At 73.5% G+C, this 15,324-nt stretch carries 11 protein-coding genes; all 11 read right to left on the bottom strand.

The genetic code is table 11. The features are described 5' to 3' along the window. Window positions 1-199: 199 nt before the first annotated feature. A complete protein-coding gene (locus KIK08_RS31405) occupies window positions 200-1,372 on the bottom strand; it encodes a DUF6777 domain-containing protein (RefSeq protein WP_214406939.1) in 1,173 nt (390 codons plus the stop codon). Between the two features lie 58 nt (window positions 1,373-1,430). Continuing rightward, window positions 1,431-3,275 carry an Hsp70 family protein gene (locus KIK08_RS31400; RefSeq protein ID WP_214406938.1) on the bottom strand — a complete coding sequence of 615 codons (1,845 nt, stop codon included), beginning with the start codon at window positions 3,273-3,275 and terminating at the stop codon, window positions 1,431-1,433. Beyond that, on the bottom strand, window positions 3,268-5,097 hold the full coding sequence (locus tag KIK08_RS31395; protein ID WP_214406937.1) for a dynamin family protein: 1,830 nt from the start codon (window positions 5,095-5,097) through the stop codon (window positions 3,268-3,270). Before KIK08_RS31395 ends, KIK08_RS31400 begins: the two co-directional genes overlap by 8 nt. Next, on the bottom strand, window positions 5,094-5,819 hold the full coding sequence (grpE, locus tag KIK08_RS31390) for a nucleotide exchange factor GrpE (RefSeq protein ID WP_214406936.1): 726 nt from the start codon (window positions 5,817-5,819) through the stop codon (window positions 5,094-5,096). The genes KIK08_RS31395 and grpE overlap by 4 nt, the downstream gene beginning before the upstream one ends. Continuing rightward, window positions 5,816-7,246, bottom strand: a complete 1,431-nt coding sequence (locus KIK08_RS31385; RefSeq protein ID WP_214406935.1) for a dynamin family protein — start codon at window positions 7,244-7,246, stop codon at window positions 5,816-5,818. The genes grpE and KIK08_RS31385 overlap by 4 nt, the downstream gene beginning before the upstream one ends. Window positions 7,247-7,724: 478 nt before the next feature. Then, window positions 7,725-8,519 carry an AfsR/SARP family transcriptional regulator gene (locus tag KIK08_RS31380; RefSeq protein WP_214406934.1) on the bottom strand — a complete coding sequence of 265 codons (795 nt, stop codon included), beginning with the start codon at window positions 8,517-8,519 and terminating at the stop codon, window positions 7,725-7,727. Window positions 8,520-8,600: 81 nt separating this feature from the next. Next, complete coding sequence (locus tag KIK08_RS31375) at window positions 8,601-9,377, bottom strand: AfsR/SARP family transcriptional regulator (RefSeq protein WP_214406933.1); 777 nt, start codon at window positions 9,375-9,377, stop codon at window positions 8,601-8,603. A gap of 87 nt (window positions 9,378-9,464) precedes the next feature. After that, complete coding sequence (locus KIK08_RS31370; protein ID WP_214406932.1) at window positions 9,465-9,842, bottom strand: hypothetical protein; 378 nt, start codon at window positions 9,840-9,842, stop codon at window positions 9,465-9,467. 14 nt (window positions 9,843-9,856) lie between these two features. After that, entirely contained in the window at window positions 9,857-11,161 is a 1,305-nt protein-coding gene (locus tag KIK08_RS31365; RefSeq protein WP_214406931.1) for a hypothetical protein, read from the bottom strand. Window positions 11,162-11,204: 43 nt separating this feature from the next. Further along, on the bottom strand, window positions 11,205-12,011 hold the full coding sequence (locus KIK08_RS31360; RefSeq protein ID WP_214406930.1) for a tetratricopeptide repeat protein: 807 nt from the start codon (window positions 12,009-12,011) through the stop codon (window positions 11,205-11,207). Between the two features lie 8 nt (window positions 12,012-12,019). Next, a complete protein-coding gene (locus KIK08_RS31355) occupies window positions 12,020-15,301 on the bottom strand; it encodes an eCIS core domain-containing protein (protein ID WP_214406929.1) in 3,282 nt (1,093 codons plus the stop codon). Between the last annotated feature and the right edge of the window lie 23 nt (window positions 15,302-15,324).

Raw genomic sequence — 15,324 nt, 5'->3', positions numbered from 1 at the left:
CCCGACGATCTGGCGTCCCTCGTATGCTCCGCTCACAGGGGCCTCCTCGAATCGATGGCGTGCACACCTCGAGCATGAGCCGAGGGTCACGAGGAGCGGAGGCCCCGCTCCTTCATCGCATCAGGCCGCGTGAGCGGCACACTCCACCCCAGCCCTTCCCTCCATGGGGGGAGAGCGGCGAGCCTGCACCCACCGTCGATCAGGTCGTGGTGGGCGGTGCGGTCTCCTCCGCGGTCTCCGACGTGGGCCCAGCCGTCTGCCGGGTCGCGCCCAACGCGGTCGTCGGCCCCACCGTGTCCGGCAGCTCGGTGATCTGCGGGGGCGGCGCGGTCGTGGCCGGCGGAGGCTCGGTGGCCGGCGGGGACTCGGTGGCCGGCGGGGACTCGGTGGCCGGCGGGGACTCGGTGGCCGGCGGGGACTCGGTGGCCGGCGGGGACTCGGTGGCCGTGGCGTCCGCGATGGTCGTCGGCGCGCCGACGGTCGGCGTCGTGGTTGCCGGGCTGGTGGGCTTCGTCGTCGGCGCCGACGGGGCGCTCGCCGGAGGCGCGGTGGTCGTGCCGGGCACCACGTTGAGCGCGTAGCTCGCGACCACGAACCGGGCCACGTTCTCCGAGGCCGGTACGTCCTGATCCCCGGTCGACGCCGTCGGTCGGTTGAGCACCTCGGTGACCTCGCCGTCCTCGTCGCGCTCCACGATGACGAACTCTCGCACGGGCTCCGCGGCCGAGGCGATCTCGGTCACCGACTGCGCGTCGAAGCCATCCCACCGCGGGCCCTCGTAGCGCACTGCCACCCGCTGGACCGGGAGCTGCAGGGGGTTGCCACAGTAGCAGCGGACTCGGGGGACGCCCACGGCGTCCACCAGCACGGCGGTGCCGGCCTGCAGTACGGACTGGAACGGCGTGGCGACGCCGCTGTCGAAGCCGTAGTTGGTAACCGCCGTGTCGGTCTGCAGGGTCACCGGGGTCAGCGAGCCGAAGAGCGCGTCGAGCTGGCCCGGTTCGATGAGCAGGGCACCGGCCCAGGCCGCCGCCCGGTCCGGGTTCGCGTCCAGGAAGGCGCGCATGGCGGCGACGTCGCATGCGTTGGTCTCGGTGCCGCCGTAGAGGCCGGGGGTGTCGCCGGACACCACGTGGCCCTCGGTGTGCAGCGCGGGGCGCGGCGCGGCGGGTGCACCGGCGTTCGGGATGAACGCGGGCAGCGCCCCGGGCGAGCCGGCCCCCTCCAGCTGCACCGGCTGCGCGTCGGCGCTGGTGCGGGTGCTCAGCCAGGTGATCACCGAGGAGGCCAGCACCAGCACCAGCACCATGCCGATCATGGCAGCGGGCCGCAGGCCCGACGCCGGACCACGCCGGAACAGTCGATCGATCACCGCGCCACCTCCGGTGCGCTCGGCGGGTGCCCGGCGCCGCCACCACCGGTGCCCGTCATCAGCTGTCCAGCGCCGAGCGCAGGCCGGCGGCGTCGAGGAACGTCGCCGTGCCGCAGAGCGCGAGGGTCGCGTCCTCGTTCGGGCCGTCGAGGACCATCGTCACGGGGAAGTCCCGGTACTCCCACGCGCAGGTGAAGCGGGTGCCGGTCCCGGTGGGCCGGGTCCCCTTCACCTGGCTCCCCAGTGCCGCGGCGCCCTGCGAGAGCTCGAACTCGTCCACCGTGGGCATCTGCATCTGCCCGGCCAGTGGCTCCACGATCGAGCCCGACGCGCGCCAGAACACCAAGTAGGTCGTCGTGCTGGTACGGCACTCCGCCGCGTAGCGGTCGGGGCCGTACAAGGAGTCGCGGACCGTGCAGCCGGCATCGGGGAGCATCGGCCACGCCGCGTGGGACCTCGCGAGGATCCGCTCCCGGCAGTCCACGCCGTCCGCGGTCGGGCAGGCGGCCAGCGTCGGATCGGGCCCCTGGGACGCCGTGGAGGGGACCGGGTTCGTGATGGTGGGCGACGGGCACTCCGATCCCGCCGCTGCGACGGCGCACCCGTTCCCGCCGGGGGTCAGGATGCCGACTAGCGCACCCGCCGCCAGCATCGCCGCGACCGCGGTGCGGGCCGCCAGGCGCAGCACCCGGGCGCGGTCCGGCGGCGGGGGTGGGGGCGGCGTTGGCGTCCGGAGCTCCAGCGCGTGCAGCGCCGCGCCGTCGGCCACGGCCGTGCTCGGGTCGCCACCGGTGATCGGCGGCCGGCTGGTGTGCTGCTGGACCAGGGTCCCTAGCAGCGGGATGCGCGAGGACCCGCCGACGAGGTAGACCCCGGCCAACGGGGGCCCGCCCGGCGGCGCGTCCGCCAGCGCGTCCGTCGCCAGGACGACGGCGTCGGCGAGCCCGGGCTCGTTCCCCGCCCCGCCCCGGATCAGCTCCTCCAGCTGGTCGCGGCTGATCTGCACCGGGGTGTCCGCGGGCAGCTCGGGAGGCGCCTTGGGCAGGCTCGACGGGACGGTGCTCTGCCGGGAGAGCTGCTCCTTGACCAGGCGGGCCGTCCGGCGGATGTCGACCGCGCGCTCCCGGTCGTCGATGTTCGACGACTCGGCAAGCCGGTCGTAGAGCCCCGGCGCCCCCGCCTCCTCGGTCATCCGGCGGGCTAGCCGCAGGTCGAAGTCCTCACCCCCGGTGTCCTCGATGCCGGTGGGTCGGCCGACAACGGTCGACCCACCGGCCGCTCCCGCAGGATCGGGCGTGAGGTCGATCACGGCCACGTCGGTCGTGCCGCCGCCCATGTCCAGCACCACGACCCGAGCGCGCTCGGGCAGCCCGACGACGTCGACCATCCGGCGGGCCGCGGCGACCGGCTCGGCCAGCGCGACCGCCGCGGGCCATCCGCCTCGGTGCGCCGACGCCACGCGGGCCGCCTCCCGGAGCACGGCGACACGCGACTCTGGCCAGCTCGCCGGGTGGGTCACGACGAACACCGCGGGCGGCTGCCGGCCCTGCTGCTGCGCGGCCTCGTCGACCACGACCCTCAGGACGGCCGCCACGGCCTGCATCACTGGCACGTCGCGGTCGCCCAGAAACAACGATCCGTCGGCAATCCATCGCTTCGGGGAGGACTCGAACCACTCCATCCGCCGCCGCGCCATGTTGATCGCGGTCTCGCCGACGAGCCACCGGTCGGCGTGCCCGAAACCCACGTCCAGCAGCACCGCCGACGGCAGCACCGTCTTGCCGTCGACGGTCAGCGTCCTCACGCCGTTGGCGTCGCCGATGGCGGCGACGGTGTTCGTGGTCCCGTAGTCGACCGCCAGCACCCACCCGTCGGGGTCGGGTCCGCGTGGCGGTTCAGGCACCTCGCACCGCCCGCGCCCGCGCCGCCAGCGCCGCGGCCTCGCGCTCGACGTCCCGCAGGCCCTCGGCGGCGCGGCGGCGCTGCGCCAGCTCGGTCCGCAGGTCTCGACCGGTCGACCGGATACCGTCGAGCTCGTCGGACAGCCGGCTCAGCTCGTGCCGGCGTCCGGCGATCAAGGCCGGCAGCTCGGCGGCGACTCGACGCTCGGCGTCGCGCACCCGGTTCCCAACCTCGATGCGGAACGTCGCGCACGCCTCGGTGGCGACCTGGTCGACCCACTCGGTGAGCCGCGTGCGGCGCTCCTGGTCGCCGGCCCGCGACGTCAGCCAGCTGGCTCCCGCAGCGAGCGCGATACCGGCCGCGATGATCCCGGGCCCGGTCAGCACCGACACCACGACGACGGACCCGGCGAGGACCTCCACAAGCGCGGTGAACAGCTCCGCCGACGCGACCAGGTCGGTACCGCCGCCGCCCGTAGGGCCGTCGGGCGGCTGGAGCCCGATCGAGAAGGCGGCGGGCGCGGTGGTGGAGGTGACCGGCCAGCGGTCCGCACCCCCGAGCCGTTGCACGAGGTCGGCGACGATCCCCGCGGCGTCCCGGGCGGTCTGCTCGATGGCCGCCACAGCCGCCGCGGCCACCTCGCCGAGGTAGCGGGACTCGAGGTCGGCCAGCTGCGCGGCCGAGCCGCTCGCAGCGACGGCGCAGTAGCGGCTGCGCAACTGCTCCACTCGAGCGTCGAACGCGGCCGCCGGTTCCGCGTGCAGGTGCGCGAGGCTGCGCTCGACCAGCGCGCCGAAGCGCGGCGCCTCGTCGAGGGCGTCCCGCATCGCGGCGATGTCGCGGCGCAGCCGCTCCTCCCGGCTCGTGTTGCCGTCGAGGATCTCGACGATCTCGTCGGAACGGGCCAGGAGCGTGCGGCACACCTCGGCGAGCACGAGCGCCGCGTTCTCCAGCCGCACCGCCGCCGTGGCCGCGGTGCCGTGGCGGTGCAGCGCGTCCATGAGCCGCTCGATCCCCGAGATCTGCCGCATCCGCTGCGCCCGGCGCTCGTCGTGGACCTCGGTCGCGCGGTCGGCCAGTGGCGCGGCGACGGGCAGCACCGGGGCCGCCCCCAGCCCGGGCGTGCCCTCGACCACCTGCCGGGTCGCCTCGACGACGTCGTCGAACCGGGGGTTGACGTCGCACTTCGTCACGGCGACAACGACCGTCGGCACCCGCCGGGCCGCCTCGACCAGGAAGTCGAGCTCCGGGGCCGACACCGGCTGGCGGGAGTCGCAGACGAACAGCAGCGCGTCGGCCGTGCGGAGGGCTGCGAGCGTAGTGCGGGCGTGGCCGGCCTCTAGACCGCCGACCCCGGGCGTGTCGACGATGGTCAGGTTCCGCAGGATCGGCGCCCGCAGCCGCACCTGCACCCCGACCACGGAGTCGGCGAGCCCGGCGGGCGCGGCGTAGCGCCGCACGTCCTCCAGCGCGCAGCGGCGGCGGGTCGGCTCCCCCGGCGCCGCGGGGTTGGCCAGCACGACTTCCGCCTCGTCGCGCTGGCCGTGGGCGACCTCCACCCAGCACGTCGTCGTGACGTCGACGCCGACCGGACTCAGCAGCGGGCGCCCGACCAGGGTGTTGAGCAGGGTGGACTTGCCGCGCTTCGTCTCGCCGGCCACTAGGACGCGCAGCGGTCGCGGATCGTCGACGGCCGGGAGGTCCGCGAGCAGCCGGACCAGGTCGTTGCGCGCGACCTTGCGCGCCTCGGCGGCGAGCCGCTCCCGCAGGCGGTCCAAGAGCAGCGCGTCGGCCGATACGACCCGCCCCACGACCGCCGTCACGGCAGCACACCGGACTGGGCGGGCGCGACGTAGACCACGACCCGGGCGGGGGCGACGACGCGGTCGCGGTCGGCCCACCCCGGCCGGACCGTCCGGGCCACGGTGTCGTGCAGGCTCGCCTCCGGGGTCGCCTCCGTGCCCACCGCATGGTGCAGGCCGGGGTCGAACGGGCGGCCGTCGGCCACGATCTGCCGGGCGCCAGCGGCCTCCAACACGTTGACCGCCTGCCACGCGAACTCCGGAGGGAGCTGCCCGATGAGGTCGGCGAGGCCGCGCACTGCCTTCTCCCGCTGAGCGAATCGCGGATCGGGCGGTGGCGGGGGGGCCGGGGGCACGACCTCGGCGGCGGGCACCGGTCGGGCGGTGCGGCGCAGGAACGCCAGCGGGACGAGGCACGCGAGCAGCCCGGTCAGCACGGCCACGCCCGTCACGAGCGGCACCTCCCACGGGCTCTCGACGATCCCGGGGACGGGCTCGACGGTGCTCTGCGCGACGGGTTCAGCCGTCGCTTCGGCCGTGGGTGCGGCAGTGGACTCCTCGTTCGACTTGGGCGCGAACTCGTCGGTGGGCTCTGGGGCGCTCGCCGGCGCGGTGGGCGGTGTCGTCGCCGGGGCCGGCCCGGCGAGGGCCGGCACCATCAGCCACGCGACCAGGAACACGGCCGTGCCCCCGAGGAGGGCGACCAGACCCCCGATGGCCGTGGCGGACCGTGACACGTTCATCGTGCGCCCTCCTCGGCGGCCAGCTGCCATGCGCGCACCATCGCGCGGGCCAGCCCCTGTCCGGCGCCGTCGGTGAGCAGCGCCCATCGCTTCCACTCGGCGGCGGCCCGGGCCGCCTCCGCCCTGCTGGTCGGCGGCAGCCCGGTCCGCACGGCCGCCCACGCCTGCTCGACGAGCCCGGCCGGCGGGCGGACCTCGCCCGCGGCCAGCTGCCGCGCCACGGCGATCATCCGAACGGGGAACAGCTCGGGCCGGTCGAGCATCGACCGCGCGTCGTCGTAGAGGCTGCGGTCGCCCGCGAGGTAGGCGCTCTCCACGAGATCGTCGAGCACCCCGGCGGCCTTGAGCACATCAGCCCGGCTGCCGAGCAACTGCCGGACCTGGGTCAGCACCGAGGCCATGCCGGAGGCGTTGGCGGCCTCCTGGGTCAACGAGGCCGCGTCGGGACGCGTACCGCGGCGGATGCAGTCGAGCAACTCCCCCACGCCGAGCTGGCCCAGCAGGTCTAGCAGCTCACCGCGCAGGTGGCGGTCGACTGGCCCCGGCTCCTCGGCGAACATCAGCGGGCTGGTCAGCACGTCACGGGTGGTGGCGGGGTCCCACGCGGCGGCCAGCGCGGCGAGGGCGCGGGCGTGCGCCTCGCGCAGCGACCCGGTCATGGCAGTCTCGGCGAGCAGCCCGACCACCGGCACGACGGCTGCGAACAGCTCGGCGTTGCGCGCGGCCATGTCGCGGGCGAGGCCGGGCGCCGCGCTCCACGAGGCGCGCGGGTCATCGCCCATCTGGTCGGCCCGGGTGAGGATGCCGACGGCCGTCCCACCGGTGAGGCGCCGGGCGCCGCGGCCGGCTCCGAACACCCGCACGGCCTCGGCCTCGTCCTCCTTGAGCGGCCCGTTGACGCAGAACAGGAGTGCGTCCGCCCGCGCGGCCGATTCCTCCGTGTCGTGCAGCATGCGCTCAGTCACCGCCGAGTTCCCCGACTCCGCCGAGGCCAGGCCCGGTGTATCGATCAGGGTCGTCTCCTCCAGCAGGGGCACCGGCATCGTCATGTCGACGTGGGCGATCTCTGACGCCGGCCGGTCGAACTCCGCCGGCAGCCGCGTGTGCCTCTCAAGGACCACCGGCGTGCGCGTCGACCCGCTCCGCGGGACGAGGGTCGCGGTCGTGTAGGGGCCGTGGCTGAAGACCGAGACGATCGTCGTGCACTCCCGCCCGTTCGTCGGGGCCACCTTGCTGCCGAGGAGCGCGTTGAGCAGCGTCGACTTCCCGGTCGAGACACGCCCGACGAGCGCGAGGCGCACCGGGGAGCGCAACCGCGCCAGGCAGCGGCGGCCAGTCTCGGCCAACCGTGGATCGGGCGAGCGCCCGCCCCGGACCGCGAGGTCGACGACCGCCGCCATCGGACCCGCACCGAGGGCTGTCGTCATGTCGGGGACCTCGCTCTGCCGCGCCACGTGGGTGAGGGCAGGTCATCGCGCGCCCCCGGGCGCACGAGCATCGAGCGTCCGGTCCACCACGAACAGGGGGAAGAACTACGTATTGACGCCCGCACGCGCTACCGGCAACGGTGACCGGGCCAACCCGATCGTCACGTCCGACCGAGATCAGTCGCATGGCAACGACGAGTCGTCCTGGCCGTCATCGATGCGTCGCGGGCGAACTCGGCACCTGCTGTCCCGAGATGGGGTCCACGTTCGTCATCGGGGTTTTGTCCGCCGGCCGGCCCATCAGCGGGCGAAATGATCAGCCAACTCGAAGCCGCGCCACGCACGTCGTCGATCCCGCGATCCCCGCGATGGAGTCTTGTGCGGTGGCAGGAGGTAGGTGCTCCTGTGCTGATGGCGAGAACGAGCCGTCCTGTGCCGCGCCGGTCGTCGAGGAGGCACTGAGCATCTCACTGCCTCCTCACCGTTGATGATCCACCGTGCGACGGATACGTGCCGCAGGTGCAGTTGCCGGATGAGTGTGCACCCTCTTGAGAAGCCCGAGCAGGCGCGGACCTGGGACCACTCCGAGCTGGCACCGGAGCAGCTCGCTGTACTGCTCGATGCCGTGGACGCAATCGTCGACGTTGCCGCAGGCGAGATGGGCCTCGGCGAGCACCTGTTGGGCGCTCTCCCGGAGGGGATCGGCGGCCACGGCGGTCAGCGCGGCGTCGACGGCCTCCGCCGCGCGGTCGGCGACGACGAGAACGCGGCTCATCGCCTCCAGCCCGTGCAGCAGGCGCTGCCGTAACCGCTCCCGCTCGAACATGAGCCAGTCGTCGTACCAGCCGGGCAGCAGGTCCATCGCCGCCGCCTGCCAGCCCGTGCCGTGCAGATCGGTCGGGCGGTGGCGGCCCTGGATCAGCCGCATCGCCCACTCCGACGCGAGCCGCACGTCGACCGTCGTGTCCGGGCGCAGGGCCAGCGTGCCCCCGTCGACCTCCAGCAGCTCGACCCCGGCACAGCGCAGGCGCCACAGAGCGGACCGCAGGTTGCCGGCCGCCCGGCGGTCGCCGCCGACGGGCCACAGTTCCCCGGCCACGGCCCGCCGCTCTAACCGGCTGTGCCGCAGCGCGACGAGCGCGAGGATCCGCCGGCCGCCTTCGGGCAGCTGCCGGCGCTCCCCGTCCACGACGGCGTAGGGACCGCCGACCAGGTGCAGCGCCGGAGCCGACTTCGCCTCGGGCGCAAGCACATCGACGAGATCCACGGACATGGCCGCTCCCCATCACCCTTACCCCGACCCCGGAGAAGAGAGGAGCGCGAATCGGGCGCTGATACGCCGATGCCCGCGAGCTCAGCCCGCGACCACCTGCCGGCCCGAGGCCGGTGTGGGCCGACGAGGCGCCGCGGAGGCGTGGACGAGCGTGGCGAGGTCCGGTGTCGGCTCGACGCCGAGCTCGCGGCGGAGCAGCTCCCGGTAGGACCGCAGGCAGCGCGTGCCCTCCACCGTGTTGCCCTCGGCCAGGTGGGCGAGCAGGAGCGCGCGCTGCGCGCTCTCCCGCAGCGGATCGACGGCGACGGCCGCCATCGCCACCTCGACCGCCTCACCGAACCGGCCGACGTCGACGAGCCGGCCGCACAACGCCTCCATGGCGTGCAGCACGCGTTGGCGCAGGCGTTCGCGTTCGACTAGCGCCCAGTCGTCGTACCAGCCGGGCAGCAGGTCGAGGGCGTCCGACCACGACGGCGGCAGCGTGCAGTCCTCCGGCCCCGCCGTTCCTGCGACGAGCCGACGGGCCCAGTCGCTGGTGGCCTCGAGGTCCACGGCGACGTCGGCGCGCAGCCGCAGCGAGCACCGGTCGACGACGAGCAGGTCGATGCCGGCGCCCCGCAGGCGCCACAGGGCGGAGCGGAGGTTCCCGGCCGCGCGCTCGTCGCTGCCGATCGGCCACAACAGCCCCGCGGCGTGGCGGCGTTCGACGCGCCGCCGGTGCAGCGCCACGAGGACGAGGAGGCGCTTGCTGCCCTCGGGGATCTCGCGGCGGCATCCGTCGACCGTCACGTACGGCCCGCCGAACAGGTGGAGCACCGTGCCCGATCCCCCACCGCTTCCCGTCGACCGCAGCGCCATGCCGACCTCCTCTCCCCGTGGACGACAACCGCAGGGCCGACGCTAGAACCGGTGCGTCACCGAGCTGTCACAGCGGCGCACGCGTCGTCACGTCGGCGCCGTTCGGTCGACGTCGCGCAGGAACGTTCGGACGTCGGCGAGCACGGCCGACAGCTGGCTCTGCACCGAGGTGACCTCCGAGCCGGGCCGGGTGACGTCCGGGGTGACGGTGATGCGGTACCAGATCCGGCCCGAGGCCTCCCGGTAGGCGTGGACGCAGCACATCGCGGTGAGCGTGGGTGCCGGCCTCTCGGCCGGGGTGAGCCGGACCAGGTTCGTCGGGTCCGTGGATCCGTCGCCGTCGGGCTCGCCGTCCGGCTCCCGGCCGGGTTCGTCGCGGCCGGGTTCGTCGCGGCCGGGTTCGTCGCGGCCGGGTTCGTCGCGGCCCGGTCCGTTGCGGCCCGGTCCGTTGCGGCCCGCGTCCATCGTGGAGGCGGCCGTCAGGGCGACCGGTACCGGCCACGGGCGTCGCGGTAGGGCCGTCGGGGCGGCGTGCCCCGTCCGCGGTCGTCCTCCTGGCGCTCGTCGGGCCGCGCGGACCGGCGCGGCGGGCGCTCGTCGTAGGTGGGCGGCTCCGGGGTCGGCGGTTCGTCGTAGGGCGGGCCGGGCTCGTCGTCCCCGCCGTCGTACTCGTGGCCGTGACCGCCGTGACCGCCGTGACCGTGACCGCCGTGGTCGCCGCCGTGGCCGTGACCGCCGTCGTCCCCGCCACCGTCGTCACCGCCACCGTCGTCGCCGTAGCCGTCGTCGTCGGGACCGTCGTCGCCGTCGTCGCCTCCGTAGCCACCGCTGCAGATCCGCAGGTACTCGGCCAGCACCTCGTCGACGGCGTGCGTGTCGAGGGCGGCGCACGCCTTCTCCCACGTGTCCTTGTGGCACTTGTTGACCGCCTGCTTGCGCTTGAGCCGCGCGACGGCGGCGTGGCCGGTGATGAGGCAGGTCAGCGCCCGGCACAGGCAGTCGACGTACTCGTTGACGTCGTCGAAGCCCTTGTACACGGTGGCGAGGTGCCAGCGGGCGACGAGCGCGGCCGCGTAGACCTTCGACGCCGGCCAGTCGCCCTGCTCGGCGTGCTTCTCGATGTCGGCGATCTCGGCGAGGACGCGGGCGACCCGCGCCGCCAGGCCGTTGGCCGAGGTCGCCGGGGGCGTGGCGGTGGTCGTGACGGCCTCGGCGGTCGCCGCGGCCCCGACGCGGCTCGCCGTCGCGACCGATCCGGCCGTGCCCGCGGTGACCGCGGTGTCCGTGGTCGGGGTGGACGGGGTGGTCGGCGGCGCCGGCGTGGGCCGGGTCTCGTCGAGCAGTTCGGCGAAGCACCGCTTCGCCCGGTCGATGTGCCACTGGATGCGGGCGACCAGCGCGGCGATGTCGTCCGGTTCGTCGGCGTTGCGGATCTCGTCGTCCCAGTCGCACTCGCAGTCGACGCAGCAGGTCGGCGGTCGGCAGTCCTCCAGCCGGACCTTCACCCGCCGCCAGGCCCGGTCCAGCCGCTTGGCGTCCGACTTGTCGATCTTGCAGCGGTTGGCGAAGATGCGGTTGAGCTGGTCGCGGCCGGTCGCGAGCGCCTTCTCGGCCTCGTGGCGGGCGATGTTGTAGGCCGAGCGCGCACCCGCGAAGTCCTGACGGGCCTGCTCCAGCTCCGCCTGCTGGTCCTTGTTGTAGTCCGCCTGGGCCGCGATGCCCTTGGCCTGGCACACCAGGTCGTCTAGCGGACCCGGGTCGCAGGGGCGGGCTGACTCGTTCATGAGGTCCTCCTCGGGTGGCTGCGACCATCGTCGGAAGCCGCTGTCACCCGCCCGTTCCCGCGGCGTCACCAGGCCCGTCGGGGAGCCGGGCCAGCAGGGCTCGCGCCTGATCGGCCGTCGGCGCGCCGGACACGACGAGCCCGGTCAGGGCGGCGCGGGCCTCGTCGATGGCGCCGACGAGCACGTGCAGCAACGCGAGGTGCAAGCGGGCGTCGGGGTCGTCGGGGTCGAGGTCCAGCGCGGTCAGCAGCGCCTCCCCCGCCGTGCCGTGGTCCTGCCGCAGCAGCGCCACCACGCCGAGCTGCACCCAGGCGCGGACCGACCGCGGCGCCTCCTCGGTGGCGCGGTGCAGCACGCGCAGCGCCTCGCCCGTGCGGTCGGCCGCCGCCAGCGCGACGGCGTGGGCAACGAGCAGGTCCACGTCGTCCGGGTCCGCCTCCAACGCCGACGCCCAGGCCGTCGCCGCCTCCTCGGGCCGGTTCAGGGCGAGCAGCGTGCGGCCGATGGCGTCCCAGGCGAACCGGTGGCCGGGGTCGAGCCGGACGGCCCGGTGCAGCGAGGCGAGCCCGTCGTCCACCTGCCCGCTCGCGACCTGCGCCATCCCGCGGTGCGCCCATGCCGAGCTGCGGCGAGGATCGTGGGCGAGGGCCACCTCGGCCTCGGAGATCGCCTCGGCGTGCCGGCCGGCCGCGGCGAGCAGGTAGGCGAGGTTGGCGTGCGCCGTGACGTGCGTCGGGTCCACGGCGACGGCCGCGCGGTAGCACCGGTCGGCCTCGGTGACGTCGCCGCGGGCCAGCGCGAGCCCGCCGCGGTTCACCAGCGCCGTGGCCTCGTTCTCGACGGTGAGCACCTGTCCTCCTATCCCACGAGCTGCTTCATGAGGCCGCCGAGCAGATCGCTCGGATCGATCTGCGGGTAGGTCCACTGGATCTGGTCGAACGAGACGTCGAACGGCTTGCCCGACTCGTAGTGCAGCGGGAACGCCAGCCCGAACCGCAGGTTGGAGCCGTACTCGAAGGCGGCGAGCTTCCAGGTGCGGTGGTAGAGCTCGATCTCGGTGATCCACAGGTCCGCGGTGACGTCGACGAAGGCGTCGACCCCGAACCGGAACTTGGGCTCGACGAACACCTCGCCGCGGGCGTCGAGGACGATGCCGGTGCGCGGGGTCCAGTCGATCGCCGCCGCGGCCGAGGCGGCGCCCTCCAGCCCGACCTCGCCGTAGATCGACACGCCCGCGGTCGCCGAGACGACCGGGATGCCCACGCCGAGCCCGCCATCGACCTGCAGCCGCAGCCCGGCGCGGGCGGGCACGACGAACGAGCCACCGCCGGTGACGTGGGTGTCGTCGGGCCGGTCCGGGTTGTAGGTGACGGCCAGCGCGACGTCGCGCAGCTGCCCCGGGCCGAAGCCGGCGCTCGCCGTGAGCCCGCCGCGGATCGTCGCGAAGATGCCGATGCGCTGGCCCGCGACCGCGACCCCGACGATCGGCAGGTCGATCCCGATCGAGAGGACCTTGCGCTCGACCTTCTTCTCCTCGAACACGTCGAAGTGGTCGGGCAGCTCGACCCGACCGGTGACCTCGATCTCGCCCTTCGGGGTCAGCCGCAGCCCCACCGTGCCCTGCAGCCACGGCGTGATCGCGAGGGTGACGGTGCCGCCGCCGTAGGCGGTAAGCGCGCCGCTCTTGTCGATTGGGCCGGTGGGCAGGCCGTCCGGACCGAGCGTGCGGTTGGTCAGGCCGGCCTTGACGGTACCCTTGGCCAGGCCGCGCTCGTAGGCAAGGTCGGCCTCGACGCCGAACGCGCCGTCGGCGTAGGTGCCCTTGACCGTGCCGGTGAGGCCGGGGACGGCGGGCTCGGCGGTGACGTCGCCGGCCAGCGACCAGCCCTCGGGGCCCTCCTTGACGGTGGCCGCGAGCTTGCCGCCGCGGATCCCCGGGATGCCCTGGCCGAGGAGGATCTCGCCGCTGATCTCCATGCCGGTCTCGGGCTTGTAGAGGAAGCCGAGGGTGCCCTTGTCGACGCCCTTGAGGCTGGTCTCGAACTCGCCGGCGGCGGTGACGGTCTCGTCAGTGACGTCGACCCGCGCGGAGGCGCTCTTGATGCCCGTGACCTTGCCCGGCCCGATGCCGAGCTCGCCGCGGACACCCCACTTGCCCGCCTTGTACGACAGGCCCAGCTCAGCCTTGGTGAACATCGCCGTGTCGAACTGCAACGCGCCGTCCAGCTCGAAGTCGGCCTGGCCCGCCTTCGCCTTCGCCCCCGCGGCGAGGTAGCCCTTCGCCAGCTTCTCGATCTCGAAGTCGATGCGGCCGTCGACGCCCAGCCCGCCGGTCGTCGCCGTGAGCGTGAGCGCGCCGCCCTGGACCTTGAGCGGGCCGGGCAGGTTGAGGTCGTCGCCGGTGATCGTGGCTTCGATACCGACGTTCCCGCCGCTGAGCGTGACGAAGATGGCCGTACGTTCCAGCAGCTTGAGAGTCGGCTTGGGGATGCGGCCACGGGCGCCCAAGCCCTGCTGGAGGTCGAAGGTCAGATCGTCGAACACGACCGGGCTGGCGAAGCTGGCCTCGGCCAGTTTCTCCGCGCGCAGTTCTCGCAGCGCCTCAATGTCGAGGAACCCACCCCACTCCACACCCGGCATGCCGAGGATGTTCATCTTCAGAGCTTTGGAGAGGAACTGGACGACATCGCCCTTCTTGTTCGTACGAATGGCGTCACCGACGACGTGGCCTACCTTGCCTGTGATCGGCTGATCAGGGTTGTTCGGACCGGGTTCACCGGCGGGTCCTTTGAGCGTCCACGTGACCGCGAAGGTGGTGCCGCCGCCGACCTTCAGATCCGTCGTACCCTTCTTCTTGTCCTGGGTCTTGACGGGATCGACCCGGCCCCCGGCCTTGTTGTAGTAGATCGCCAGCTTGTCGGACGTCCCCACGAGCTGCGGAGCGGACTTCGCGTCCAGCTTATCCAACCCCTTCATGAAGAACGGCTTCCCGATCTCCTCGCGCTTCCAGTAGTCCGTGTTGTCGAGCTTGATGGAGTTGTCCTCCTCCACGTCCTTCCAGGTCACAGTCCATGACCCAGACTTCAATGCCCTGTGCCCTCCCTTCACCGGCCGGATCAGCTCCTTGTTCGCCGCTTCGAGGAAGTTGTCGATCTGATCCTCGAGACTTTTCTTGATGAGCTTGCCGGAGTCGTCGTTGATCTTCCGCGGCAACAGCCAGAGGTTCTCTATCTCGTCCTCGCCACCCACCTGCCATTCGTGCCCGTGATCGGCCTCCCAGATCCGGTGTTGCCCCTCACGGTTCCACGGAGGGATGACGAGAGCCGCGACGATGTCGGCGGTCTTTCCGGTGTAGTAATAGTTGCTCGCCTTCGTGGTCGCGTGACTCTGCAGACGGAAGGGTTCCTTGGAGCCCGGCTCGAGTTGCTCGGTGCGGAGACCGAAGCTCGTCTTGGCAGCCGCGAGATTGTCCGTGTTGGTGAGCCACAGGGTGCGCTGCTTGTCTTCTCGTGCCTCGGCGCCCCTGCGCCACTGGAGCTTGTGACCCCTCTTCACGCTGTTCTTGAAGAACTCGCTCTTGAATTCCGGGACCTTCAGCTTGTCGAGCTCAAGCGTCTTCTTCCGCGGTGCGGTGATGTCGATCGTTCCGACAGGACCACTCGTGCGTTCGACCCTCTCCTTCGTCCCCTTGGGCTCCTTGTCCGACGAACCGCTTTTCTCCTTGCGCCGCACCACCCCCGCGCCGAGGCCCGGGGCGGGGGCCCGGTTCACGCCCGGCCGCTGCTGGACGACGTGGGCCAGCTCGTGGGCGAGCAGGCGCTTGCCGGCCGGGGTGACCGGGTCGTAGGCGCCGGCGCGGAAGTAGACGTCGGCGCCGCGGGTGAAGGCCAGCGCGTCGATGGCCCGGGCGGCGGCGTCGGCGGCGCCGTCGTCGTGGATGCGGACGTCGTCGAGGGGGCGGCGGTAGGCGGTCTCGAACGTCTCGCGGGTGGCGGGAGGCAGCGGAGTGCCACCGCCGCGGCTGGCGTCGAGGTACTCCTGCACGGCCTCGGGGACGACGGGGGTCCCGCGGGCGGGGGCCTCGCCCTCGGCGGCCGGGGGCTCGGGCTCGGGGGCGGGCGGGGCGACGGGGCCGGGCACGCCGGCCGGCGTCGTGGTGTCGG

Origin of the sequence: Pseudonocardia lacus, from assembly GCF_018531445.1 — a bacterium.
In the GTDB taxonomy this organism is placed as follows: domain Bacteria; phylum Actinomycetota; class Actinomycetes; order Mycobacteriales; family Pseudonocardiaceae; genus Pseudonocardia; species Pseudonocardia lacus.
Note: the sequence above shows the minus strand (reverse complement) of the source record. Positions and strands in the feature narration are given on the sequence as shown.